Annotated in this window: 23 protein-coding genes and 2 pseudogenes; 15 read left to right on the forward strand and 10 right to left on the reverse strand. The window is 69.6% G+C overall.

Features of this window, described 5'->3' with window-relative positions; translation table 11 throughout:
• Positions 1-50: 50 nt before the first annotated feature.
• Positions 51-761 carry a copper chaperone PCu(A)C domain-containing protein gene (locus PWF70_RS04235; protein ID WP_286352972.1) on the reverse strand — a complete coding sequence of 237 codons (711 nt, stop codon included), beginning with the start codon at positions 759-761 and terminating at the stop codon, positions 51-53.
• Between the two features lie 322 nt (positions 762-1,083).
• Between PWF70_RS04235 and PWF70_RS04240 the strand changes: the two genes are divergently transcribed.
• From PWF70_RS04240 to ispF, 3 genes are read left to right on the forward strand one after another with little or no spacing between them, the layout of a single operon-like run.
• Positions 1,084-1,572 (forward strand): CarD family transcriptional regulator, encoded by a 489-nt coding sequence (locus tag PWF70_RS04240; protein ID WP_006358497.1) that lies wholly within the window; start codon positions 1,084-1,086, stop codon positions 1,570-1,572.
• Between the two features lie 29 nt (positions 1,573-1,601).
• A complete protein-coding gene (gene ispD / locus PWF70_RS04245; protein ID WP_286352844.1) occupies positions 1,602-2,318 on the forward strand; it encodes a 2-C-methyl-D-erythritol 4-phosphate cytidylyltransferase in 717 nt (238 codons plus the stop codon).
• Positions 2,315-2,779: a 2-C-methyl-D-erythritol 2,4-cyclodiphosphate synthase gene (ispF, locus tag PWF70_RS04250; protein WP_006358499.1), complete on the forward strand. Its 465-nt coding sequence runs from the start codon at positions 2,315-2,317 to the stop codon at positions 2,777-2,779. The genes ispD and ispF overlap by 4 nt, the downstream gene beginning before the upstream one ends.
• Before the next feature lie 22 nt (positions 2,780-2,801).
• Here the strand turns inward: ispF and PWF70_RS04255 are convergent, their stop codons facing one another.
• From PWF70_RS04255 to PWF70_RS24185, 3 genes are read right to left on the reverse strand one after another with little or no spacing between them, the layout of a single operon-like run.
• A complete protein-coding gene (locus PWF70_RS04255; RefSeq protein WP_286352845.1) occupies positions 2,802-4,037 on the reverse strand; it encodes a nucleotide disphospho-sugar-binding domain-containing protein in 1,236 nt (411 codons plus the stop codon).
• A complete protein-coding gene (locus PWF70_RS04260; protein ID WP_286352846.1) occupies positions 4,034-4,864 on the reverse strand; it encodes a hypothetical protein in 831 nt (276 codons plus the stop codon). The genes PWF70_RS04255 and PWF70_RS04260 overlap by 4 nt, the downstream gene beginning before the upstream one ends.
• Positions 4,788-5,171, reverse strand: coding sequence for a non-ribosomal peptide synthetase family protein (locus PWF70_RS24185; RefSeq protein ID WP_286352847.1), 384 nt, complete (start codon positions 5,169-5,171; stop codon positions 4,788-4,790). Before PWF70_RS24185 ends, PWF70_RS04260 begins: the two co-directional genes overlap by 77 nt.
• An 87-nt stretch (positions 5,172-5,258) precedes the next feature.
• On the opposite strand from PWF70_RS24185, the gene PWF70_RS04270 reads away from it, so the two are divergent.
• From PWF70_RS04270 to rlmB, 6 genes are all read left to right on the forward strand, one after another.
• Positions 5,259-6,182: an alpha/beta hydrolase gene (locus tag PWF70_RS04270; RefSeq protein WP_483154634.1), complete on the forward strand. Its 924-nt coding sequence runs from the start codon at positions 5,259-5,261 to the stop codon at positions 6,180-6,182.
• 167 nt (positions 6,183-6,349) lie between these two features.
• Positions 6,350-7,840: a condensation domain-containing protein gene (locus PWF70_RS04275; RefSeq protein WP_286352849.1), complete on the forward strand. Its 1,491-nt coding sequence runs from the start codon at positions 6,350-6,352 to the stop codon at positions 7,838-7,840.
• Positions 7,840-9,357: an acyltransferase gene (locus PWF70_RS04280; protein ID WP_286352850.1), complete on the forward strand. Its 1,518-nt coding sequence runs from the start codon at positions 7,840-7,842 to the stop codon at positions 9,355-9,357. Before PWF70_RS04275 ends, PWF70_RS04280 begins: the two co-directional genes overlap by 1 nt.
• Positions 9,354-10,673: a condensation protein gene (locus PWF70_RS04285; protein WP_286352851.1), complete on the forward strand. Its 1,320-nt coding sequence runs from the start codon at positions 9,354-9,356 to the stop codon at positions 10,671-10,673. The genes PWF70_RS04280 and PWF70_RS04285 overlap by 4 nt, the downstream gene beginning before the upstream one ends.
• Positions 10,674-10,755: 82 nt before the next feature.
• On the forward strand, positions 10,756-12,147 hold the full coding sequence (gene cysS, locus PWF70_RS04290; RefSeq protein WP_280089185.1) for a cysteine--tRNA ligase: 1,392 nt from the start codon (positions 10,756-10,758) through the stop codon (positions 12,145-12,147).
• Positions 12,147-13,109, forward strand: coding sequence for a 23S rRNA (guanosine(2251)-2'-O)-methyltransferase RlmB (gene rlmB, locus PWF70_RS04295; protein ID WP_006358506.1), 963 nt, complete (start codon positions 12,147-12,149; stop codon positions 13,107-13,109). The genes cysS and rlmB overlap by 1 nt, the downstream gene beginning before the upstream one ends.
• Before the next feature lie 13 nt (positions 13,110-13,122).
• Here rlmB and PWF70_RS04300 read toward each other — a convergent pair whose 3' ends face one another.
• The gene (locus tag PWF70_RS04300; protein WP_006358507.1) at positions 13,123-13,905 is read right to left on the reverse strand and encodes a LamB/YcsF family protein; all 783 of its coding nucleotides are present in this window, start codon (positions 13,903-13,905) and stop codon (positions 13,123-13,125) included.
• Positions 13,906-13,969: 64 nt separating this feature from the next.
• Here PWF70_RS04300 and PWF70_RS04305 point away from each other — a divergent pair, with 64 nt between their 5' ends.
• The gene (locus PWF70_RS04305; RefSeq protein ID WP_006358508.1) at positions 13,970-15,523 is read left to right on the forward strand and encodes a carboxylesterase/lipase family protein; all 1,554 of its coding nucleotides are present in this window, start codon (positions 13,970-13,972) and stop codon (positions 15,521-15,523) included.
• A gap of 16 nt (positions 15,524-15,539) precedes the next feature.
• Here PWF70_RS04305 and PWF70_RS04310 read toward each other — a convergent pair whose 3' ends face one another.
• Entirely contained in the window at positions 15,540-16,343 is an 804-nt protein-coding gene (locus PWF70_RS04310) for an alpha/beta fold hydrolase (RefSeq protein ID WP_006358509.1), read from the reverse strand.
• Between the two features lie 187 nt (positions 16,344-16,530).
• Here PWF70_RS04310 and PWF70_RS04315 point away from each other — a divergent pair.
• Both PWF70_RS04315 and PWF70_RS04320 read left to right on the forward strand, forming a co-directional pair.
• Positions 16,531-16,983 (forward strand): annotated as a pseudogene (locus PWF70_RS04315) (hypothetical protein); the annotation flags it as partial.
• A 29-nt stretch (positions 16,984-17,012) separates the two neighbouring features.
• Positions 17,013-17,513, forward strand: a pseudogene (locus tag PWF70_RS04320) (ABC transporter); the annotation flags it as partial.
• Positions 17,514-17,520: 7 nt separating this feature from the next.
• Here PWF70_RS04320 and PWF70_RS04325 read toward each other — a convergent pair.
• Entirely contained in the window at positions 17,521-18,651 is a 1,131-nt protein-coding gene (locus tag PWF70_RS04325; protein ID WP_231498863.1) for a beta-mannosidase, read from the reverse strand.
• 63 nt (positions 18,652-18,714) lie between these two features.
• Here PWF70_RS04325 and PWF70_RS04330 point away from each other — a divergent pair, with 63 nt between their 5' ends.
• A complete protein-coding gene (locus PWF70_RS04330) occupies positions 18,715-19,260 on the forward strand; it encodes a DUF2599 domain-containing protein (protein ID WP_035751768.1) in 546 nt (181 codons plus the stop codon).
• Here PWF70_RS04330 and PWF70_RS04335 read toward each other — a convergent pair.
• Genes PWF70_RS04335 through PWF70_RS04345 form a run of 3 tightly spaced genes read right to left on the reverse strand, consistent with a single transcriptional unit; the run spans position 19,257 to position 21,900 of the window.
• Positions 19,257-20,126 (reverse strand): metal ABC transporter permease, encoded by an 870-nt coding sequence (locus tag PWF70_RS04335; protein WP_006358514.1) that lies wholly within the window; start codon positions 20,124-20,126, stop codon positions 19,257-19,259. The genes PWF70_RS04330 and PWF70_RS04335 overlap by 4 nt on opposite strands.
• On the reverse strand, positions 20,123-20,926 hold the full coding sequence (locus PWF70_RS04340; protein ID WP_006358515.1) for a metal ABC transporter ATP-binding protein: 804 nt from the start codon (positions 20,924-20,926) through the stop codon (positions 20,123-20,125). The genes PWF70_RS04335 and PWF70_RS04340 overlap by 4 nt, the downstream gene beginning before the upstream one ends.
• A gap of 5 nt (positions 20,927-20,931) precedes the next feature.
• On the reverse strand, positions 20,932-21,900 hold the full coding sequence (locus tag PWF70_RS04345) for a metal ABC transporter solute-binding protein, Zn/Mn family (protein WP_006358516.1): 969 nt from the start codon (positions 21,898-21,900) through the stop codon (positions 20,932-20,934).
• Positions 21,901-22,048: 148 nt separating this feature from the next.
• On the opposite strand from PWF70_RS04345, the gene mshA reads away from it, so the two are divergent.
• Positions 22,049-23,413 carry a D-inositol-3-phosphate glycosyltransferase gene (gene mshA / locus PWF70_RS04350; protein WP_035752079.1) on the forward strand — a complete coding sequence of 455 codons (1,365 nt, stop codon included), beginning with the start codon at positions 22,049-22,051 and terminating at the stop codon, positions 23,411-23,413.
• A 37-nt stretch (positions 23,414-23,450) separates the two neighbouring features.
• On the forward strand, positions 23,451-24,059 hold the full coding sequence (locus PWF70_RS04355; RefSeq protein ID WP_006358518.1) for a type III secretion system chaperone family protein: 609 nt from the start codon (positions 23,451-23,453) through the stop codon (positions 24,057-24,059).
• Positions 24,060-24,169 lie beyond the last annotated feature (110 nt).

The following is a 24,169-nucleotide window of genomic DNA, read 5'->3' on the forward strand; positions in this document are numbered from 1 at the left end:
GACGAGGCCCGGCGGATGCCGGGCCTCGTCGTGCGTCTTCAGGGGAGGGGTCAGTGCCCGCCGCCCTCTTCGTGTCCGGTCTCGGGTGTGCCGCCCTCGGAGTCCCCGGGGCCGACCGCTCCGTGATGCTGGTTGTAGAACGTCGGCTCCGCGTTGCGCGCGACGTCCTGGCGCTCGAGTTCCGCGCCGGCGTCTACCGGGGTCTGCACGGTGGTCTCACCGGCGGGGACCCACGAGCCGTTGCCCTCGCGCTTCTCGAAGACGAAGGTCAGGTCGGTGGTCAGGCCGGCGGCGACGGTGTCGCCCGCGTTGGTGAGCTCGGCGGTGACCTTCTTCTCGCTGTCCCGGACGGAGCCGACGGGCGTGCCGCTGCTGAGGGCCTGCCCCGGCGCGATGACGCGAGCCGCGGAGTCGCTGCCCTCGACGAACTCGACCGAACCCTTCTCGGGCTTGATCTCCTTCAGGCGGTAGTACGCGGTCTGGTCGGAGTTCGCGACGACGAACGCGAGCTCGAACGGTCCGCCGTTGCCGAAGACGGTCGGTGCGTCCTTCTCCGGGTAGAGGATCTGCACGTCCCGCAGCTGCAGCGTTTCGATGTTGACGTTCGCACCGTTCACCGCGGGCAGCTGGTTGGCGGTCTGCGAGATCTGTCCCGCACCGCAACCGGTGGTGCCCAGGGCAACGGCGATGCCGATCGTGGCTGCAGCGGTGGCCAGACGAGACGGCCGAACCGCCGACCGCCGTGCGGATAGTGGAAGCACTGACACCCGATCCTCCCAGGTCAAACGAAGTCGAATTGCAGCGCGCGAAACCCTGCACTACGCAGCGTAGTGGGCGTCGTCCGGAAAAGTCCGCCCGGGTGCCCGATTCGTGTCCGCGAGGGCATGTTCCGAGGCTCGGGAGGGGGGTCTCCACGGGGCTCGCCGCAGCTGTGTTGCTGACGTCGAACACGCTGCTACGGCACCCCCTGCCACCTCGGAAGAGCCTGCACTGGAACCGGTTCACCGCGTTGACCTGCACCGTTGGGTGGGGCCCTCGGAACGCCCGTGCTAGACTGGGTTCACTCGAAAGGGGCAAGGAACATTGAATTTCAAAGTTGGCGACACCGTCGTTTACCCCCATCACGGTGCTGCTCGGGTCGAAGACATCGTTACCCGGACCATCAAGGGTGAGCAGATCGAATACCTTGTTCTCAAGGTTGCCGACGGTGACATGACCGTTCAGATTCCCTCGACGAAGTTGGAATACGTGGGCGTCCGCGACGTGGTCGGGCAAGAGGGTCTCGACCAGGTATTCCAGGTGCTGCGGGCCCCGCACACCGAAGAGCCGACCAACTGGGCGCGGCGATTCAAGGCGAACCAGGAGAAGCTCATCTCCGGCGACATCATCAAGGTCGCCGAGATCGTGCGCGACCTCTGGCGCCGCGAGCAGGACCGTGGACTCTCGGCCGGTGAGAAGCGCATGCTGACCCGTGCCCGCCGAGTCCTCGTGGACGAACTGTCGCTCGCGCAGAACACCGACGACGAGAAGGCCACCATCATCCTGGACGAGGTCCTCGCGGCGGCTTCCTGACATCGGTTCGTACCTGATCAGGTAGAACATTGACCACTACGCCGGAGGATTCCGGCGCGGCAGTCTGCGTCATCATCCCGGCCGCCGGGTCGGGAACCCGACTCGGCGAGCCGGTACCGAAGGCGTTCGTCGACCTCGATGGCGCAACGATCATCGAGCGCTGCGTCGACAACATCCCCGAATCGCTCGGGGCGTCGATTGTCGTCGTGGTGCCGGCCGACCTCGTGGAGCATGCTCGAGAGCTGCTCCCCGGGGTCGCCGTCGTTCCCGGCGGTGCTCACCGGTCCGATTCGGTGCGCGCGGGAATAGCCGCGGCCGGCGATGCCCGGATCCTTCTCGTGCACGACGCGGCACGTCCCCTGACGCCCGCTCATGTCTTCACGAGAGTGGTCGACGCCGTCGCGGCCGGGCATCCGGCCGTGGTGCCCGGGGTGCCGGTTGTCGACACCCTCAAACAGGTCGCACCGGATGCGAGCGGACACGAACTCGTGACCCGCACCGTCGACCGCGAAGAACTCCGCGCGGTGCAGACCCCACAGGGCTTCACCCGCGAGGCCCTGCTGCGAGCGCATGCCGACGATTCCGGTCTGGCGACCGACGACGCCGGCCTCGCCGAACGCTGCGGAATCCCCGTCCACATCGTCCCGGGAGACCCTCTCGCCATGAAGATCACCACCCCGTGGGACCTCCGCATCATCCGAGACGTCGTCCGTGAGACCGCGGCCGACGCCGAGGCCCGGTCATGAGGGTCGGGATCGGCACCGATGCGCACCGTATCGACGCATCCGCCGACTGCTGGATGGTCGGCCTGCACTTTCCCGACGAGCCCGGCTGTGAGGGCCACTCCGACGGCGACGTCGGTGCGCACGCCCTGTGCGACGCGGTGCTCTCGGCCGCCGGACTCGGCGACGTCGGGTCGGTGTTCGGCACCGGTCGACCCGAGTGGGAGGGCGTCTCCGGCATCGCGATGCTCACCCATGTGGCCGAGCTGATCGCTGCCGAGGGACTCCGCGTCGTCAACGCCGCCGTGCAGGTCATCGGCAATCGTCCCAAGATCGGACCCCGTCGTGCCGAAGCTCAGGAAGTGCTGTCCGCGGCGGTCGGCGGACCGGTGTCGGTGTCGGCGACGACCACCGACGGTCTGGGCATGACCGGACGCGGCGAGGGGATCGCGGCGGTCGCCACCGCCCTGCTCGACGACGCGTGACCGCGGCTCGACGACGCCCGGGTCAGCGCGCGGCGGCGTCCAGCAGGATCTCGCAGGCGCGGTCGACGGCGTCGGCCGGTGGGGTGAGGTCCCTCCCCAGACGCGCGGCCGCAGCCGCCACCGCCGGATCGGTGAGCGGGTCGAGATCGGATGGCTCGAACCGGGCCAGCTTGTTGCCGGAACCGGCACCTTTCCGTCGAAGAGCTGCCGCCCACATCGGCTGATCCGCGCTGAGCCACGCGATCACCGACGGGATGCCCGCGCGTGTTGCCGCTGCCGTGGTGCCGGCGCCGCCGTGGTGCACCGCGCCTCGACATTCCGGGAGCAGGGTCTCGTGGTCGACCGGCTGTTGGAGGTGCAGGAGCCGATCATGCTGGGGGAGTTCGTGATCGGTGTGTCCGATGACCCGAAGCCCGCGATCGAGGAGCGAGCTCACGATCCCGCCGATCTGCTCGGCGGTGATCTTCATGCTGCCGAAACCGACGTAGACGGGTGCCTCACCGGCCGACGCCCACTCGACCGCGCGTGACGTCGCGTCGTCGCCGTTGGCGAGTGCGGCGCGAGTTTCCTTGTCCGGCAGAAGGAATCCGACCAGCGGCCGCTGTGGTCCCCAGTCGTTCGCGAGTCCGGGGAACAGGGCGGCGTCGTAGGCCTGGATCTCGGGTACCCCGCGCCGCCGAAGTCGGCTCCCCAGTGGGCCTTTCGCGGGCGGGAGGCCGAGTTCGGTGCGCAGCCTCCGGTCGGCACCGCGCAGCGTCAGCCAGTAGGTCTGGTCGGCGAGACGCCACATCGCGCGCGAGACCGGACGCGGGTACTCGCGGTAGCGGACGGCGAGGCTGGCGCTCGGACGTAGCGGACAGTAGTGCAGCGGAACGAATCCGATGCCACGGCTCTGGGCGATCGCGTCGGCCCGGTCCTGCGCCAGCGGCCCGGTCACCAGGAGATCGGAGACGTCGGCGAGTTCGGCCATGACCTGTTCCGAGGTCGCGCGACCGTGGTCGGCGACCTCGCTCAGCGCCTTCAGCCGGACCCGTGGGTTCTTGGACTTCAGGCGCTCCTTGACCAGTGGACCGGCCAGCAGCTCGGCCGTCGACGGCGCCAGCATCCGCGTCGGCAACCCGGACGCCGCGGTCAGTTCGACGAGATCCTCGGGCACGGCGAGGCGGACCTCGTGGCCGCGACGCGCGAGTTCGGTGCCGATCGCCACCGCGGGCTGGACGTCTCCCCGGCTGCCGTGGACGGTGAACGCGATCCTCATGCGCCCCAGCGGCTTCCGTGCAGGCCCCACGCGGCGAGCTCGGTGGTCACCAGCTCGCGCAGGGTGGTCACGTCCGGGATGCGCACCGGGTCGAGCGAACTCACGCTGAACATGACGTCGTCGGCGCCGAGCGCGAGCCAGCCGCTGATGCCGCCCTTGCGGTCACGCAGATTGCGGGGATCGTCGGTCGCGGTGACGGCGCGGATGGAGAGTGCGGCACGTTCTCCGGTGCCCAGCGTCGCGAACTCGTCGGGAACCAGTCCGACGTTGGAGGCGAGGCACAGCGGTGTGGTGACGTTGGCGGCGAGGCGTCGGGTGAGGGCGGCGCTCAGCGCCTGCAGGACGACTGCTCGCTGGGCCACTTTGCCCGAGTTGGCGGCCAACCGGTTGTAGGCGTCCTTGCACGCCGTCCGGACCGCGGACAGGTCCTCGTAGCGGTCCGGGGAGACCTCGACGAAGGCGGTGGCGCCCGACGTCGCGTTGGCGCGGCGGTCGTCGGGCGTGCGTGACGAGACGGGCAGCGACACCGGGACGACGTCGCCGGGGGAGACCCGGCCGCACCGCTCCAGTACACCCACCATGAGCGCCGCGAAAAGGCTGTTGTCGGTGCCGCCCCGGGATTCGGCCGCGGCGGTGAAGTCGGCGGCCGGGATCAGGACGGTCACGTTCGGTGCGATCTCGGCGGTGGCGACGTCGGTGTCGGGTGCCGGCCGGCCGGTCACGCGCGCCGGCGAGGCGGGCGGTCCGGACCTACTCGCGCGCGCCATCCGGATCGCGGTCTTCCCCGCGGTCCAGAGCAGGTCGCCGGCGTCGACGACGTTCGACACCAGGCCCGGAGCGGTGCCGGGCGTGTAGTCCAGGGCCGTGGACGGCCTCGAGGACCGCGACCGCGCCCGTCCCGCCGTCGGCGATGACATGGGAGATGACCAGGGACACGAGCACCGAGGCGTCGTCGGCGGTCCGTGCGACGACGAGCCGCCACGCGGGTCCGTTCTCGATGTCGAGGTCGGCGTCGGCCTGTGCCCGGCCCCACTGCTCTTCCTCGCCGACCGCGACCGGCTCGGCCTGCACGGAGAAGTGGCCGGCGTCGGGGGTGTACCGCCAGTAGGCGCGCCCCGGACCCCGATGGGACACGTATCGCCGTGTGAAAATGCGCGCCACAGGCGTTCTCGCGACCACTGTGGCTGCGGCGATCGTTGTCTCGGGTCTGGCCACAACAGTGTGGCGGGGCCCGCGTCCGCGGCACCGGGCGCCTCCGTGATCGAGCGAGTGGTCGCCGAGGGCCCGCACCTCCACGCCGTGTACGTGCATTCCGCGTCCATGGACAAGACCATCAAGGTGCAGGTCCTGACCCCGCGTGCGGACACCGGCCCGCGGCCGTCGCTGTACCTGCTGGGCGGCCTGAACGAACAGGATCCGAACAACAGCGTGTGGACGCTGAAGACGGATCTCGCCGGCTTCTATGCCGACAAGAACGTCAACGTGGTCATGCCCATCGCGGGTGACGGCAGTTTCTACACGGATTGGCAGCGCGACGATCCGAAGCTCGGCCGCTACAAGTGGGAGACGTTCCTGACCCGCGAACTGCCCCCGCTGATCGATGCGCAGTTCTCCGGCAACGGTGTGCGGGGTGTCGCCGGACTCTCGATGGGTGCCGGTGCCGCGCTCGTCCTGGCGGCCCGCAATCCCGGCTTCTACGACGCGGTGGCCGCCTACAGCGGATGCTTCACCACGACGGGCCCGGCCGGCCAGGCCTACCCTCGAGGCATCGTCGCGGCGTTCGGCGGCGACGCCAACAACATGTGGGGCGACCCGAACGACCCGGATTGGGCTGCACACGATGTGCTCGCCCGGGCGGGAAACCTCCGGGGCGCTGCCGTCTACGTCTCCACCGGGACGGGCCGCTCCGGAAAGTACGATGCCCCCGGCTATCCCGGCAACGAGAACCCCACGGACCGACAGGTCGTCGGTGGCGTGATCGAGGTCGGCTCGATGTGGTGCACGCAGCAGCTGCAGTCGAGGCTCGCCGCTGCCGGTGTTCCGGCCACCATCCGCTACGTCGACCCCGGCACACATTCGTGGCCGTACTGGGTCGACCAGCAGCGGGAGTCGTGGCCCACGCTACGACGTGGATTGGGGCTGTGACCATGGCGAGACAACCGAGGACACAGCAGCTCTCGGCGTCGAGGACGCCTGCCCGCGTCGACTTCGATCCACAACACCGCTAGCGCAGCGCAGCGCACCGGCCTCAGGGGAGGGGCCGGGAAAGACCATCAGTCGGGGGCCGACACGTGTAAACACGGGAGGTTTCGATGGAATACACCGAACTCGATGACTATTCGATGCCCGGCGGTACGGTCACCGCTTGGGAGCCGACGGTCGAGGCATCGGAATGGCAGACCGATTCGCGGCAGCTGTCGTACATGCACCTCGAGCACGCCCGTCGTGCGGTTCGCGAGAGGGACGACTGGTACAGCCAGTGGATCGGGACGGCCTTCCGCATCCAGCGTCCGCTCGACCGGGAAGCGTTCTCGCGCACGCTCGTCGCGTGGTACCGCCGGCACGAGGCGTTCCGGACCTCGGTCCGTGTCCACGACGCCGGCAACCCGCAGGGCGACCTGACGCGCATCACCGTTGCCGCCGACGCGATCTCGGTGCGCGAGCGGGCCTTCGGGTCCGACCTGGCACCGGCCGAGGTCTCCGAACTCGTCACCGAGTACTTCAACACCACCGTCACGCCGCTGGCTTGGCCGCACTGCATCGCCGTGACCGTCGAGACGCCCGGCGACGACGAGGGCTTCCTCGTCGTGTTCGCCGCCGACCACACGGTGATGGACGCCTACACCCAGGTGTTCGCGATCCGCGAGCTGACCGCGCTGTACCTCGCCGAGGTCACCGGCGACCCGCACGGACTCGCCGCCTTCGGCAGCTACCTGGACTTCAGCGACGCCGAGCGCCGACTCGGTGAGCAGATCGACGCGAACAACGCCGCGGTGAGCCAGTGGCGCAACTTCTTCGACGACACCACCACTGCCGTCCAGCCGGAGCCGATTCCGCGATTCCCGCAGTTCGCCGTCCCGGCGGACGCGCCGCGCACCATCACGGCCCAGCGGTCCCCGGCGGAGGGGTTCCAGACGACGCTGTCGCACTGGCTGCTCGATCCCGCCGAGACCAAGCGGTTCGACGCGATCTGCAAGGCAGCCGGGTCGTCCATGACCGCAGGCATCTACACCGCGCTGTCGATGACCGCGGCGGCCCTGACCGGTTCCGCGGATCTGCGTTTCATCAGTCCGGTCCACACCCGCAACGCCATCGAGTGGGGCGAGGCCGTGGGCTGGTTCGTCGGCATCATCCCGGTGGCCGTGCGTCCGGGCCGGCCGCTGAGGTTCACCGACGCGCTGACCACCGTGGCGGCCACCTCGGCCCAGTACAAAGACGTGGGCGGTGCCCCGTTCGCGCCGGTCGCCGAGCTGATCGGCGGGGATGTCACGCCGCCGGGATTCGTGGTGTCCTACATCGACCTTCGCCACGCCGAGGGATCGACCGAGTGGGAGCCGCGCGCGGCACGCGTGCTGCGCAGCGCGACCCGCGACGCCGACGAGGTCTACTTCTGGATCAACCGCATCCCCACCGGTGTCAACGTGTCCTCGCGTTTCCCGGCCGAGGTCGCACCCGCGGTCGAGACCTTCCTGTCCGTGTTCCACGCGATCCTCAAGCAGATCGTCACCGACGGTGATTGCGAGTACACCTACCGCACTGCGGAATTGGTAGCCGGAGGGTCGCCGGTCGTAGCGGACCGCTGATGTCCGGCACCCTGCATTCCCCCCGCGTGTCACCCGGGTTCGGTGTCCCCGGGTCGCTGACCGTTCGGCTCCGACCCCACCTGCGTGGTGGGCGGATCGTCGAATGGGAACTCGGCGACCCGGCAGGCGTCGCCCGGGCAGCGCACCGGTGGGGTGACGGGGTGTCGTTTCTGCAGTCCGATCACCTGGCGACCATGGCGGACAAGCGATCCGACGGTCGGCCGCACCACGGTTTCCTGCTCGCCGCCGCACGCTTCGACGGTCCACTCGACGAGAAGGCGATGAGCGGTGCTCTCACCGCGTTCGTCCGCCGACACGAGGAGCAGCGCGCCCACTACCGCAGTGGTGACTCGGGTCCCGAGCGATGGGTGGCGCCGCCGGAGGCGTTCGAGTTCCGGGTGGCCCGGCGCGCCGGGGAGGCGCTGGTCGTCGAAGATGACGATCTGGGCCTCTGGGTGGGTCGTCGCGCATCGGAAACTGCTCGCGCAGAGCTGATCCCGGGCACCTGGTGTGCCGCCGCGGTCGACGACGACGCCTTCACGTTCTTCTTCGCCACCGACCACGCCCACGGTGACGGCTACTCGTCGGCGCTCGCGCTGTCGGAGATCGTCGCGCTGTACCGGGAGCGAAGCTCCGGTGTACCCGCGGAACTCGGCCCTGCCGGTGCCTTCGGTGACTCGATCACGGCCGAGCGGGCCGCGGCGGCGGCGCTGACCTCGGCGGACGAGTGCGTCGCTCTCTGGCGGGATGCGTTGTCCGCGAACGATGGTCGACCTCCGCGGTGTCCACTCGAACTGGGATTGACCGACGGCACGCCGCAACCGGCGGTCGCGGTCGAGCACTGGTTGCTGACCCCCGAGCAGCTGGCCCGCTGCGACACCCGGCTCGCCGCGACCGGTGGCGGTTTCGCGGGTCTTCTCTACGCCGCTCTCGCCCGGCACCATCGTGAATCCACCGGAGAGGCAAGGTTCTTCGTGTCCACCGTGCTCGCGAGGCGAGACGCCGGGCACGAGCGGACACAGGGCTGGCTGTGCAACTTCGCGCCGGTCATCGTGGACGCACCGCAGGGTCCGGATGCCTCGTTCGACGACCACGTCCGGATCGCGACCGGCAGCGTGCGTGCGGCTCGCCGTGCCGCCTCCGTGCCGGCCCACGGCGCACTCGGTCTGCTGGCCGGCGAAGGGGTCTTCAAAGGACTCGACGGAAGTCCGTACATGTTGTCCTACACCGATGTTCGCCGGTTGGGGCTCGGTGACGACCCGGTCCTGTCCACGATGCAGACCTCCAGTGGGGTCGGTCCCACCCGCAACGCCAATCTGTGGTTCACGCGCACCGACGCAGGCCTCGTCATGCGCTCGCACGTCCCCGACAACGAGGTGGCGCGCAGTTCGGTGCTCGGGCTGTTCGAGCGGGTCGAGTCCATCGTGGCCGACTACGCCGCGGGCGCTCCCGAGTCCACGTCCGCCGACCCCCGCCAACCGACCGACCCCCGCCGATCGTCAAGGAGTGTGCGATGAAGCTCTCGAGTTCTGAATCGTGGGAGGTCGAGCCGGGTGAACTGGTGCGCTGGCGGGCGGTGCCGGGCGGGGCGGCCAATCAGTCGAGCGCTCCGGTGTCGGAGAACGAGCGGTTCCATCTGGCGTCGCTCGCCTCGGGGCAGCCGGGCTGGATGGCGCTGACCCTCGACTTCCCCGAACAGATCGACGCCGACGTGCTCGGCGAGGTGGTCGGGACGATCGTCGCCCGCCATGACGCGCTGCGCAGCCACTACGTGCGGACCGGTGACGGTGTCACGCGGTTGCTGCATCCGGGCGTCGACGTCAAGGAGGAACTCCGCGAGACGGTCGACGGGCTCTCGGCGAAGGCGTTCGCCTCGCGCCTGGCCGAGTGCATCGGCGCGACGTGCAATCCGTTCGAGCCGATGCCGCACTTCCTGGCCGCGGTGACGCGTCCCGGTGGCACGACCCTGATCTGCGCCTTCGACCACTGTTACGTCGACGCCCGCTCGCTGGCGGTCGTCGCCGCCGAGATCTGTGAGCTGGTGGCCGGTCGTGGGCCGGCCCCGGCGGAGTCCGGCCTCGACGCGCTCCGTGCCATCGCGGAGTGCGAGGCATCGGTGACCTCCGACGATCCGCGGCTCGGCGGCTGGGAGCGGTTCCTCACCGCCACCGGCTGGACGGTGCCGGAGTTCCCGCTCGACCTCGGCGTCGCGCCCGGGGACGCTCTGCCGGTGCACACGATGGTCCGGACGCTGCTGTCCGGCGACGACGCCGCGGCCTTCAGCTCGACGGTGCACCGCCGCGGGGCGCGTACCTATCCGGCCGTCCTCACCTGTGCGGGGATGGCCATCAGCGCCGCGGGTGGACCCGACGAGGTGGCGACCGTGGTGCCCACCGGTTCCGGGGCGGGACCGGGCTGCGTGAGCTGGTCGGTGGGAAACGCCCCGCTGCTGATCAGTGCGACCGGCGACCTGTACGCCGCCATGTACCGGAACACCCGACGTCTCGCGGCCGCGCTGCCGCTGGCCGAGATCGGGCTGACACCGGTGTACGCGGCCTTCGGTGATCGACTGCGTCCCGGTCGAAGCGACGTCTTCATGATGTCCTACGTCGACTACACGCGGCTGCCGATGCCGCGCGGGGACGTCGTCGTACGGCAGATCTCGAGCCAGAAGCCGACCGACACGGCGCAGTGGTGGTTCTGGCGTGATCGTGACGGCATCCATGTGCGTGTGCGGTATCCGCACACCGAACGGGCCGTGGCGGTCCTCGGGGACACGCTCGACACGATGCAGGCGCTCCTCGACTCGGTCCTCGCTGCCGACGCGAGTTGATGGCATTCCGGCTGCGGAACGGGGCTCGTCCGCGCGCTCGCGTGGTCGGTGGCCCGATCGTGGTCCGGTAGGATGGCCGGTCGTGACCCTGCGCCTGTATGACACCAGCTCCCGAGAGGTGCGCGACTTCGTGCCGCTGCGCCCAGGCCGGGCATCGGTGTACCTCTGTGGCGCGACTGTGCAGGGTGTTCCCCATATCGGCCACGTCCGCAGCGGCATCGCCTTTGACATCCTCCGGCGCTGGTTGAGCCATCAGGGCCTCGACGTGCTGTTCGTCCGCAACGTCACCGACATCGACGACAAGATCCTCCGCAAGGCCGCCGACGCCGGGCGCCCGTGGTGGGAGTGGGCGGCCACCCACGAGCGCGCCTTCGACGACGCCTACCGCGCCCTCGGCGTTCTGCCGCCGTCCGCGGAACCGCGCGCGACCGGCTTCGTGACCCAGATGGTCGAGTACATGGAGCGGCTGATCGAACGCGGGCACGCCTACGTCGCCGACGGCAACGTGTACTTCGACGTCCGCAGCCTGCCCGACTACGGTGCGCTGTCCGGGCACAAGCTCGACGACGTGCACCAGGGTGAGAGCGCGGGCACCGGCAAGCGCGACCACCGCGACTTCACCCTGTGGAAGGCGGCCAAACCCGACGAGCCGTCATGGCCGACACCGTGGGGGCCGGGACGCCCGGGCTGGCACCTCGAATGCTCGGCGATGGCCACCAGCCTGCTGGGTGCCGAGTTCGACATCCACTGCGGCGGAATGGATCTGGTGTTCCCGCATCACGAGAATGAGATCGCCCAGGCGCACGGCGCCGGGGACCCGTTCGCGCGCTACTGGCTACACAACGGCTGGGTCACCATGGGTGGCGAGAAGATGAGCAAGTCGCTGGGCAACGTGGTGTCGATCCCCGCGATGCTGAAGCGCGTCCGTGCCGTCGAACTGCGGTACTACCTCGGCAGCGCGCACTACCGGTCGATGCTGGAGTACTCGCCCGGTGCGCTCACCGAGGCGGCCGCCGGCTACCGGCGGGTGGAGTCGTTCGTCGAGCGTGTCGCCGCCCGCGTCGGTGACGTGGTGATCGGCGACATCGACCCCGAGTTCGGTGCCGCACTCGACGACGATCTCGGCGTCCCCGCGGCTCTCGCGGTGGTGCACAACGTCGTCCGGCAGGGCAACACCGCACTCGAATCGGGTGACGGGGCGGCCGCTCTCGCAGCCGCGTCGTCGGTGCGGGCCATGATGGGGATTCTCGGCGTCGACCCGCTCGACGACCAATGGGCCGGTACGGCCGACGACTCGGCCGCCACCTCCGCGCTGGACGTGCTGGTGCGCGCCGAACTGCAACGACGCGCGGACGCGCGTTCCGCCAAGGACTGGGCGACCGCGGACGCGGTCCGAGACCGCCTGGCCGAGGCCGGCATCGAGGTGACCGACACCCCTGATGGTGCACAGTGGGCATTGAAGGGTGAGGCGTGATGGCAGGAAATTCGAAGCGTAAGGGTGCGATCCGGAAGTCGGGCACCAAGAAGGGACAGGTCGTCGGGTCCGGCGGCCAGCGTCGTCGTGGACTCGAGGCCCGCGGCGCCACCCCGAAGGCGGTCGACCGCCCGTACCATCCCGCGCACAAGAAGGCCAAGGCCGCGGCGAAGTCGGGTGCAGGACGCAGCGGTGGCGGCGCGGCGCGAGCCAAGGACGAGGGTCCCGAGTACGTCCTCGGTCGCAACCCGGTGGTCGAGTGCCTGCGCGCCGGCGTTCCCGCGACGGCGCTCTACATCGCCACCAACTCCGAGCCGGACGAGCGCGTCGCCGAGGCGGTCAAGATCGCCGGCGATCAGGCGATCTCCATCCTCGAGGTCGGCAAACCGGAGCTGGATCGGTTGTCCACCAACGGAATGCACCAGGGCATCGCCCTCCAGGTGCCGGAGTACCGGTACACCCATCCGGACGATCTGATGGCCGATGCAAAGGCCAGCGGCACCCCGCCTCTGCTGGTGGCCCTCGACAACATCACCGACCCGCGCAACCTGGGCGCGGTGATCCGCTCGGTGGCCGCGTTCGGCGGGCACGGTGTGGTGATCCCGGCCCGACGCAGCGCGAGTGTGACCGCGGTGGCCTGGCGGACCAGTGCCGGCGCCGCCGCGCGTCTCCCGGTCGCGCGCGCCACCAACCTGACCCGCACCCTCAAGGACTGGGCGGACTCCGGTGCCCAGCTCGTGGGTCTGGATGCCGACGGCGACGTCACCCTCGACGAGTACGACGGCACCGGCCCTACCGTGATCGTCGTCGGGTCGGAGGGCAAGGGACTGTCGCGGCTCGTGCGCGAGAGCTGCGACTCGATCCTCTCCATCCCGATGGCGGGTGACGTCGAGTCGCTCAACGCGTCGGTAGCCGCGGGCGTCGTGCTCGCCGAATTCGCTCGTCAGCGGCGTCGTCGGTAACGACCGGCAACCCTCAGGCCCGGTGGAGCGCGACCTCGACGCCGGCCCGGCCGAGGGCCTCGCGGACCGCGCGGGCGTGGTCGACCGCGCCCGGGGTGTCGCCGTGCAGGCAGATCGAATCCGCGGCGACGGTGATGACCGAGCCGTCGACGGCCGTGAGTCGTCCGCTCGTGGTCATCTCGACGACGCGGCGCGCGATCTCGGTGCTGTCGGAGAGAACCGCCCCCGGCTCGGTGCGGGGGACGAGTGTGCCGGCCGGGGTGTAGGCGCGGTCGGCGAAGGCCTCGGTGATGACCGCGAGTCCGGCACGTTCGGCGCGGGCGAGGACCTCCGAGTCCGGTAGGCCCATCACCGCGAGGTCGGGGTTCACGTCGCGCACCGCGGTCACGATCGCATCGGCCTGCTGCTGGTGGTGGACGACCGTGTTGTACAGCGCGCCATGGGGTTTCACATATGTGACCGCCCCGCCGACGGAGTGGGCGAGAGCGTCGAGCGCGCCGATCTGGTAGACGAGGTCGGCGATCAGGTCCGGCGTCGACATCTCCATGAAGCGGCGGCCGAATCCCGCGCGGTCGGGGTAGGAGACCTGGGCGCCGATGCGTACACCGGCGGCGACGGCCGCCCGGCACGTCGCCAGCAGGTCCGCGGGCGTCCCCGCGTGGAAGCCGCATGCGACGTTGGCGCTGGTGACGATGGTCAGCATCGCTTCGTCGTCGCCGACACCCTCGCCGAGATCGGCGTTGAGATCGATGCGAGGAGCGGGCGCCGGGTCGGTCGTGGCCCTGTCGGGGGTCATGGCCACATCCTAGTTCTGCCAACGGTTGAACAGACGAAACGTGCGATTCGTCTACAGTGGGGGAATGGCACTGCTCGACACCAAGGTCACCACGGTCAACGGCGTCATCGGTGGCGCCCGGGGGAAGCGGCTCCGCCGCGGCACGATCAGCTGGCGGGGCATCCCGTTCGCCGCACCCCCGGTGGCTCACCGCCGCTTCCGCGCTCCCGAACCGGTGCACGACTGGCCCGGCGTCCGGGACTGCACCAAGATCGCCAAGGCGGCCATCCAGGAGAAGCGGTTCACCGCGGTTGCGCCGGGCAGGTTCGCCCCGATGGCCGAGGACTGCCTGACCCTCAACGTGTTCTCGCCCGAGGTGGAATCGAGCAGGCCGCGCCCGGTGATGGTCTTCATCCACGGCGGAGCCTTCATCCTCGGCACCGCCGCGACGCCGCTCTACGACGGCGCCTTCCTGGCACGCGCCCAGGACGTCGTCGTGGTGACGATCCAATATCGCTTCGGGCCTTTCGGTTTTCTCGACCTCTCGCAGTTCGCCACGGACGACCGGCCGTTCGACACCAACGCGGGTCTGCGCGACCAGATCGCCGCGCTGCGCTGGGTGCAGGAGAACATCGCCGCGTTCGGCGGCGACCCCGACAACGTGACCGTCTTCGGCGAGAGCGCCGGCGGCTCCTCGGTCCTCGCTCTGCTGTCCGCGCCGGAGGCCACCGGCCTGTTCCACCACGCCATCGCGCAGAGTCCGGCTCCCGAACTCGTGGTCGAGCAGGATGCGGCGACCGTCTACGCCGACGAGTTCGTCCGGATCCTCCGCGACCCGCAGCGCCGGAACACCTCGATGGAACGCACCGAGGATCCCGTCGACCCGGCCGAGGCGCAGCGCCTCCTCACCACACCCAACCCGGCCCTGTTGCTCGAGGCCGGCAACCGGTTGATGCGGTTCGCGACCAAGTCGTCCGGCGGGGCCATCCCGTTCGCGCCGGTCGTCGACGGTGACGTGCTGCCGCGCTCGCCGCTGGCCGCGGCAGCCGAGGGACTGACGGTGCCGGTGCCGCTGGTGATCGGGAGCAACAAGGACGAGGGAAAGCTCTTCGCGAAGCTCTGGAACGTACTACCCGACTCCGAACGCATGCTGATGCGGGTGGAGGACGAGGAGGTCCGCCGCGAGATCGCCTCGCAGTACGGCAACGGCGACCGCGACCGCATCCGGCTGGCCGGCGACTCGATCTTCTGGGCGCCGATGACCGCCTTCGCCGACGGACACAGCAAGGTCGCGCCGACCTACGTCTACCGCTACGACTACCGGACGAAGGTGCTGGACGCGACGGGCTTCGGTGCGACGCACGCGACGGAACTGTTCACCGTGTTCGGTGCCTACCGGGCACCGATGGGGGCCGGACTCGCCATCGCCGACTGGCCGGGCACGCGCCGCGTCACCGAGAACGTGCAGGGGCGCTGGGGTGCTTTCGCCCGCACCGGCGACCCCGGTCTGGGCTGGCCGGTCTACACCACCGGCGAGCGGAAGGTCCTGGTCATCAACGACCCGGACCGTGTCGTCGCCGACCCCGACACCCTGCGTCGCCGGGCCTGGTACCGGGTGCACGCACCGTCGCAGGCCTGACCGCACACCCGTCGGGTCACTCCGGTAGCCACTGGGTCGGCGGGTCGGCGGCGAGGAACGACAGTACGAGCGGGTTGAACAGTTCTGGTGCCTCCACCGGAACGATGTGCGTACCGGGCAGCACCGCGAACCGGGCGTTGGGCAGCGTCCGGACGATCTCCAGGGCGTGTTCCATCCGGACCAGCCCGCGGTCGGCGACCACCACGAGGACCGGCGCCCGGACGCCGGCGAAATCGGCGACCGCGTAGTCGGGTTCGGCGGCGAGCATTCGAAGCGTCTTGTCGTAGACGACCGAGAAGTGTTCGGGCCCATCGGGCGATGTCGCATCGTGGTGGGTGCGCAGGTATTCGACGGTGACGGGATTGCGGCTGAGCACCATGTCGGAGAACCGATCGGGTCGGCGCCCACGGGGGTTCAGGTAGCCACCCACGTACACGATCCGGTTGACGAGATCGGGCCGGTCCCGGGCGACGACGAGGGCGATCGCCGCACCGTCGGCCCACCCGACGATGTTCGCCGGCCGTCCGACGACCGTCTGGAGATAGGCGATCGTGCGCTCGGCGATCGATGCACAGGTGAAATCGCTGGTGGTGTCGGGACTGTGGCCGTGACCGGGCCGCTCGGGCATGAACAGCAACAGTCCGGCGTCGAGGAAGTCGGGGACCTGCGCGCCCCAGGACGCGGCGGACGCGAAGATGCCGTGCAACAGGACGGTCGGGGTGCCCTGCGGGTCACCGGCGGAGAAATGCCAGAGCGTGGTCCCGGCGACGTCCACGTACGTTCCGCCGTCGACCTCGTCGCCGACGTGAACTGTGCGCATGGGCGTTCCTCGGGTTGGCGTGGACTCCTCCGCTCCGCCATGGTTGCAGACTTCGCCGTGGCGCGGGGAGACCTTCGGCAATCGAGACCATTGCTTCGCCGGACAAAGATGTACCCGGCAGGGGCATGGGATAGGTTGAACGCCGAGGCGATGGGGTGTTGTCCGGGGGTCATTCGGAGGGTGAAGTATGTGCACGTCCTGGGCGCTCCAGGCATTTTCGCCTGTCCGGAGCCGTCGCAGCGTGAGCCTGCTGCTGGCGGGTCTGCTGTTGGCCGGGATCGTCTCGACCGGGGCGCTCACCGCCCCCGCAACCGCGGCGCCGGGTGATCCGCCACCACCGTTGAGCATGCGCGAACTCGGGTCGTCGCCGACCGTCTCGTTCCCCGGACAGCAGGGCGAGGTCAGCCTGTCGCTCGCGGTGCCGCCGGGGCTGATCCCCACCGAGATCCGCGGGACCGCGCAGTTCCCGACCTTCGTCACCGGTGGCACCGTCGACGTGCTGCAGGAGGGGCGGCTGATCTCGCGCACCCCGATCGATGCCGCGGTGAACTCGCCGATCGCGTTGTCGCTGCGTGGGATTCGCGTCGAGCGCAACGCCGTCGACCTCGTCCTGCGGACCTACCTGCGTACCGCGGGCTCGCGTACCCGTCCGCCGCCGGGGCCGTCGTCGTGCTGATGGCCGCCGCGATCCCGGTGACCGCGATGGGGATGACTTCACCCAAGTACGCACCGCAGGAGTTCGCGGTGGGTTCGGTGGTCGATCCTCGACCGCAGTCGGTCGAGAAGAAGTACCTCGACGAACAGCGCGTCGTGCGGTCGTTCTCCACCGAACGGGCGTTGGCGAAGTACCTGGACTCGCTCGAACTGCCCGACGGGGCCGTCCTGTGCGACACCGTGTACGGCTTCGCGGTGGTCGCCCAGTCCGAGCGGCCGCGACAGTTCGTCATCCCGTCGGACCGCGACTTCGCGCAGTTGCTGAACGACCCGGTCGGCGGCGGGGTGCAGTACTTCCTCACCGTTCCGGCCGAGGGGCGCGGGGTGTCGGACGCCATCAACCAGCGCTACCCGACGATGTACGAGAACGGTGCCCAGATCGGGGTCCGCGTTCTCGAGGCCCCCAACGACGGTGCCGATCTGCCCGATTGGCGCGTCTACCGGATCACGGGCTGAGGTCCCCTCAGCCGGTCGGCTGAGGGACGTTGGCGCGCAACACATCCCATGCGGGGTCGCGCGGCCCGATGTCGTAGGTGCACTCGGAGGTGCGGGGGTCGGGGACGAAGGACCAGAGCAGGACGCCCGCGACACCGGCGTCCCGCCGGCGGGACATGGCGGCGTCGACGCGCCGGGCGCGGGTCCCCAGGGACAGGCACGAACCTGCTTCGATGCCGATCTCGTTGACCACCAACGGTTTACCGAGTCGTCGGGCCTGATCGATCCGGGTCGACAGGTCGCTGCCCTGCGGTCCGGGGTCGGGGTCGTCGGTGGAGCTGTAGTCGTGGAAGTCGAGGACGTCGATCCCGTCGGAGCGAGCGACCTCGAGGTAACCGTCGCCGGCGATCCCGCACTGGTCGCCACCCACGAGTCCGGAGAAGATCGGGCGCGAGTCGTCGAACGATCGCAGATGCGCGCCGGCCCGGTCGAAGAACGAGCGCAACACGGCCGTGGCATCGCCGGGACACACGCGTCGCCGCCAGTCGCAGGATCTGCCGCAGACTCCGGGTTCGGGCTCGCCGACGAGCTCCCATCCGACGATCGACGATTCGTCACGCCAGCGGGACACTGCGGTCTCGACCCATTGGGCATACGTCAGATGACCTCGGGAGGTCGTCGCGGAGGCACCCTTCGACAGCCACCCGTCCACATAGAAGGCCCGCTCCTTGAACCTGCCGTCCTCGCAGTCCCCCGAGCCGCCGGCAAGGACCGGCAGCACCAGCTGTGCGTGGTGCTTCGCGGCTTCGAAGACCCGGTCCAGTGGTTCGAAGTTCAGCAGTCCCGTGTGTTTGTCGGAGGCGAAGGACGAGTAGAGGTCGAACCGCGTCAGGGCCCCGGGTGGCAACGCCGCGAAGTATGCATCGAGATCGACCTCGGCGCCGCAGCCGACGTTCACCGACCAGTCGGTGCCCAGCTGGTAGGCGTTGAAACCCACCGGCCACCACGGTTTCCCGTCGAGGGTGAGGCCGTCCGAGGTCGCGCGCACGCGGGGACGAGTCGAGTCACCGGCGTGCGGTGCGGAATCGCGGTCGCCCCCGCTGAGACCGATGAGCAGGACGAACACGGTGACGATGAGCACGGTCGTCCCCGTGCGCACCGCCCGACCGAATGTTCGCCGGTGAATCACAGATGCAGGCTACTCGTGCCCTACGGTGGCCGTATGAGCGCGGGAGGCTTCAGGAAGACAACGGCGCGAATCTGTGCTCTGGCCGGAGTGGGAGGTGTCTCGACCACGTTGTTCCTGGCGGGTTGCAGTGCGGAATCCGGCGAGGCCGGCGAGTCGGTCGGCGCGACGTCGACGACCACTCAGGTGAGTACGGATTCTGCCCCCACGTCCACCATCACGACAGGTCCGGGACCCGCGAGTAGGTCGACCACTCCGACGGTGGTCTATCGGCCGCCGTTCATCGACCACGTCGAGTGGACGGAGACGGAAGTGGGACCGAGCCTCTCCGTCTTCCCGACGACCTCGGGTCGGTACACGCAGGACCCGGCGGCGATGGCCGCGGCCTGGCGTGAGGTCGTCGGACTCGACGCGAACGCCGACACCCCCGGCATGCAGGCACAGTTCGACTGTCACTGGCGGTTCGCGCGGATCATCGAACCGGAGAAGCCGAGCTGGAACCTGGAACCCGGACGGCCCGTCGTCCCCGAGGAGGACATGATCGGCGCCCGATGCAATCCGGGATTCGCCGAGGAGTACTAGCGCGTCGTGTGCACGCGGCGCGAGCCGATGATGCGGCAGACCACGTAGATCACGAACGAGATGATCGTGACGAACACCGAGACCGGGAGTTTCGGCGCGAGCGACATCAACAAGCCGCCGACCGCGGCGACCTCGGCGAAGACGACCGACAGCACCAGCGCCCGCATCGGGTTGGCCGTCACCCGTGCAGCGGCGGCACCCGGGGTGATCAGCAACGACATCACCAGCAGCGCGCCGATGATCTGGACGCCCTGGGCGGCCGCGAGTCCCATGATGATCGCGAAGACGACGGACAGCGTCCGGACGGGCACGCCGTGCGCTTGTGCGACGCGCGGATCGGTCGACGCGAACAGCAGCGGCCGGTAGATCACCGCGAGCACCGCGACGACGATGGCCGTCGTGATCGTGATCGCGACCAGGCCGTTCAGTCCGACGCTCACGACCTGTCCGGTCAGCAGCGCGAAACCGGTGCCGATCCGGCCGTAGAGGGCCAGGAACAGGACACCGATGCCCAGGCCGAACGCCATCACGACACCGATCACCGAATCGCGTTCCCGGGCCTTGTTGCCGAGGATGCCGAAGACCGCCGCGGCGAGGACTGCGCCGATGACACCGCCGAGGTTCACGCTGACGCCGGCGAGCAACGCCGCGGCCGCGCCCGTCACCGACAGCTCACTGCAGCCGTGGACCGCGAACGACATCTGCCGGGCGACGATCAACGGCCCGAGCAGTCCGCCCACCAGGCCGAGCAGGACCATCGCGAGCAGCGCCTGCTGCATGAAGTCGTAGCCGAGCAGGTCGATGGTCGTCGAGAAGTCCCAGAGGTCGCTGAACTGACGTTCGGCGGCCAGCGGAGTCACGCTCATAGGGGCTGACTCCCGGTTTCGGCGATGTCGACGCAGTGGTGTGCATCCTCGCCGCCGATCACGACGAGGCGACCGTTGACCCGGAGCACCTCGACGTCGCTGCCGTACAGCTCGCTGAGCGTCTCCGTGGTCATCACCTCGTCGGGTGTGCCGACGCGGAACCGTCCGCCGACCAGATAGAGCACGCGGTCGACGTAGGGGAGGATCGGGTTGATCTCGTGCGTGACGAACACGACCGCCGTTCCCGCCTGCTTGCGGCGCTGGTCGATGAGGTCGACGACCACCTGCTGGTTGGTCGGGTCGAGGCTCGCCAGCGGTTCGTCGCACAGCAGGAGGTCGGGATCGCTCACGACCGCCTGGGCCACGCGCAGCCGCTGCTGTTCGCCTCCGGAGAGGACACCGAGCGGGGCGTCGGCGTAGGGGAGCGAGTCCACCGCGGCGAGTGCCTGGTCGACGAGGTCGCGGCGGCGGGACCGCCCGCGCAGTCCGAGTCCCCACCGGTTGCCGTCGACGCCGAAACCGACCAGGTCCCGGCCCCGGAGGGCCATCGGGTCGCCCTCGTCGGCGTGCTGCTGCGGGATGTAGCCGATCTTGTCGGTGGTCGTGACGGTGCCGCGGTCGAGTGAGTACTGACGTAACAGGACGCGCAGGAACGAGGTCTTCCCGGACCCGTTGGGGCCGAGCACGGCGACGAACTCACCCGGTCGGATCGTCAGGTCGAGGTCGTCCCAGAGCACGCGGTCGCCGAAGCCGAGTCGCGCACCCGAGAACGTGACCACCGGGTCGGTTCCCGCCGTCATCGCGGTCACCCCTTCTCGGCGTCGAGGGCTGTCGCGAGCGCGTCGATCTGTGCGCGCTGCCAGACGAGGTAGTCGGTGACGCCGTCCGGGAGGGTCTCGGTGAACTCGACCACGGGCACCTTCGCGGACTTCGCGACGTCGAGCATCGCCTGGGTCACCGGGTCGACGGCCTGGACGTTGTAGATCAGGACGGCGGCGCCGCGGGAGGCGAGCAGATCCTGCATGGCCGCGCGGTCCGCGGCGGACGGCGACTGGCCCTCCTCGACGGCCTGGGTGAACCCGGCCGGAGCCGCGTCGATCAGGCCGGCCTCGGTGAGCAGGTACCCCGCGAGCGGTTCGGTCTGGGCCACCTTCGTGCCGTCGTGCGCCTTGCGGATGCTGGCGACCTCGGCTCGCAGTTCGTCGATGCCGGTGGTGAAGGTCTCGGCGTTCGCGCGGTAGGTCCCCGCGTTCTCCGGGTCCTGCTCGGCGAGGGCGTCGGCGACCTTGTCGGCGACCTCCGCGACGACGGGCAGGTCGTAGAAGACGTGCTCGTTCTCGTCGCCGTGGTCGTGATCGGCGTGATCCGCGTGGTCGTCTGCGCTCTGTCCGTCGGCATCGTGATCGTGCGCGTCATGGTCGTCGCTGCGGGTGAGGGCGTAGGCGTCGACGACGGTCGCGCCCGAGGACTTCGCGGCCTGCTCCATGTAGGCGTCGTAGTGGCCGCCGTTCATGACGAGGATGTCGGCGTCGGCGATCGTCGCGGTGTCGGCGGCGGACGGCTCGAACTCGTGGGGGTCGCCCTCGGTGCTGGTGTAGACGGAGGCGACGGTCGCCTTGTCGCCGGCGACGGCCGAGGCGACCGCGCCCCAGACGTTGGTCGACGTGACCACGGTCGGGGTGCCGTCACCGTTTCCGGAGTCGCTCGAGCAGCCGGCCAGCACCAGCGCGGCGGCGGACAGGACTCCGGCCGCGGCGAGAAGCGTTTTCCTCATGACACCCTTTACGCAAATGACAATCGTTACCGAAAACAGTGTAGGGGATGGCCGGGCCCGACGCGAAGCCGCGGGAGAACTGCGGTGTGCGCTGGTCGACGCGGAGGGCGCGCGCCACCGTCTGCGCCATTTCTCTAAGGTGGAGACCATGACCTCCAGCCCGTTGCCGCGGCGTGTTGCGCTGATCTCCGTGCACACCTCGCCGTTGGCGCAGCCGGGTACCGGCGACGCGGGCGGGATGAACGTCTACGTCTGGCAGACGGCGATCCGGCTGGCCCGACGCGGCATCGAGGTCGAGATCTTCACCCGGGCGACCTCGTCGTCCGACGCGCCGTCGGTCGCGGCCGCGCCGGGGGTCACCGTCCGCCACGTGATCGCCGGGCCTTTCGAGGGTCTCGACAAGCGAGACCTCCCCGCCCAGCTCTGCGCGTTCACCGCGGGAGTGCTGCGCGCCGAGGCGGCGCAGGCGCCGGGCCACTACGACGTGATCCACTCGCACTACTGGTTGTCGGGGCAGGTCGGCTGGCTGGCGCGCGACCGCTGGGGCGTGCCGCTGGTGCACACCGCCCACACTCTCGCCGCGGTCAAGAACGCCGCCCTCGCAGAGGGTGACACCGCCGAGCCGCAACTGCGCGTCATCGGCGAGCAGCAGGTGGTGGGCGAGGCCGACCGGCTGGTCGCGAACACCGAAACCGAAGCGGCAGAACTTCTCTCGATGTACGACGCGGACGCCGACCGCATCGACGTGGTCACGCCGGGCGCCGACCTCGAGTGCTACACGCCCGGCTCGTCGGCCGAGGCCAGGTCGGTCCTCGGCCTCGATCCCGACGAGACGATCGTGACGTTCGTGGGACGGATCCAGCCGCTCAAGGCTCCCGATCTCCTGGTCGCCGCGATCGCGCCGCTGATCAAAGAAGTCGGGTCCGGGCGGAAGCTGCGACTCCTGATCGTCGGCGGGCCGTCGGGTTCCGGACTGCAACGCCCCACCGCGCTCATGGATCAGGTAGCCGAACTGGGGATCTCCGAGTCCGTCACCTTCCTCCCGCCGCAGCCGTCGGATCGGCTCGTCCAGGTGTACCGCGCGTCGGACCTGGTCGCGGTGCCCAGTCATTCCGAGAGTTTCGGTCTCGTGGCCATCGAGGCGCAGGCCTGCGGGACGCCGGTCATCGCCGCCGATGTCGGTGGTCTCGGCGTCGCCGTCGACGACGGACGCACCGGTGTGCTGGTCAATGGTCATGTGCCCGGCGACTGGACGAATGCACTGGAAAAGCTTCTGGCGCAACCCGATCGGCTGGCCGAACTCGGCCGCAACGCCCGACGCCACGCCGAGAAGTTCTCCTGGGAGCACACGGTGGACCAGCTGATCGAGAGCTACCGCTGGGCGATGGAGTCCTTCGCCGCTCAGACCGATGCCGCCCACCGAGACGCCGAGCAGGCGGCGGCACAGACACCGGGCGGCCCCGCCCGGGCTCGCCGGCGCTGGCGTCGGCGGCGCAATCGGGTGACCGTCTGAGGGTCTCGCAGTACCCGTTCCCCACCGAGAGGATGTCGTGAGTCGCACCGAGGTCGTCGACCTGCTCGAGAAGACACTGACCGAGAACGAGATCGCCTACTCGCGTAAGAGCGGTGGTGGAGCCGACGTCGACCACGTCATCCTGGAACTCCCGGGCGAGCAGAAGCTCAAGACGACGGTCCTGCTCACCGCCAGCGAACACGGGGTCAGGGTCGAGGCCTTCGTGTGCCGCCGACCCGACGAGAACCACGCGGGCGTCTACAAATACCTGCTCAAGCGGAACCGTCGGCTGTTCGGCGTCGCCTACACCATCGACAACACCGGCGACATCTACCTCGTCGGCCGGATCTCGGCCGACGCACTCGGCTCCGACGAACTCGACCGCGTCCTCGGGCAGGTACTGGAGGCCGCCGACGGCGACTTCAACACCCTGCTCGAACTCGGCTTCCTCTCCTCGATCCAGCGCGAGTGGGCCTGGCGCGTGTCGCGCGGTGAATCCCTGCGGAACCTCCTGGCCTTCGAGCACCTCATCGACAAGGAGGCGCTGCCCGAGGCCGGCGCCCCGCTCGAAGGACGTTACGTCCCAGGCGAGTCCGTCGTCGAGGGCGCACAGACCTCCAGCGACGAGCCTGCGTCCGACGACTGAGAAACGCTCCCGACCAACCGCCCTGGGCAGCTGCTCGCAGACATATATCGTCGGTGGCCGCGATCTGGGGTCGATTCGAGGGGCGGTTCTTGTAGGTGGTGTCCCACCGG

Source organism: Gordonia sp. Swx-4 (genome assembly GCF_030316175.1).
Taxonomy (GTDB): Bacteria; Actinomycetota; Actinomycetes; order Mycobacteriales; family Mycobacteriaceae; genus Gordonia; species Gordonia alkanivorans.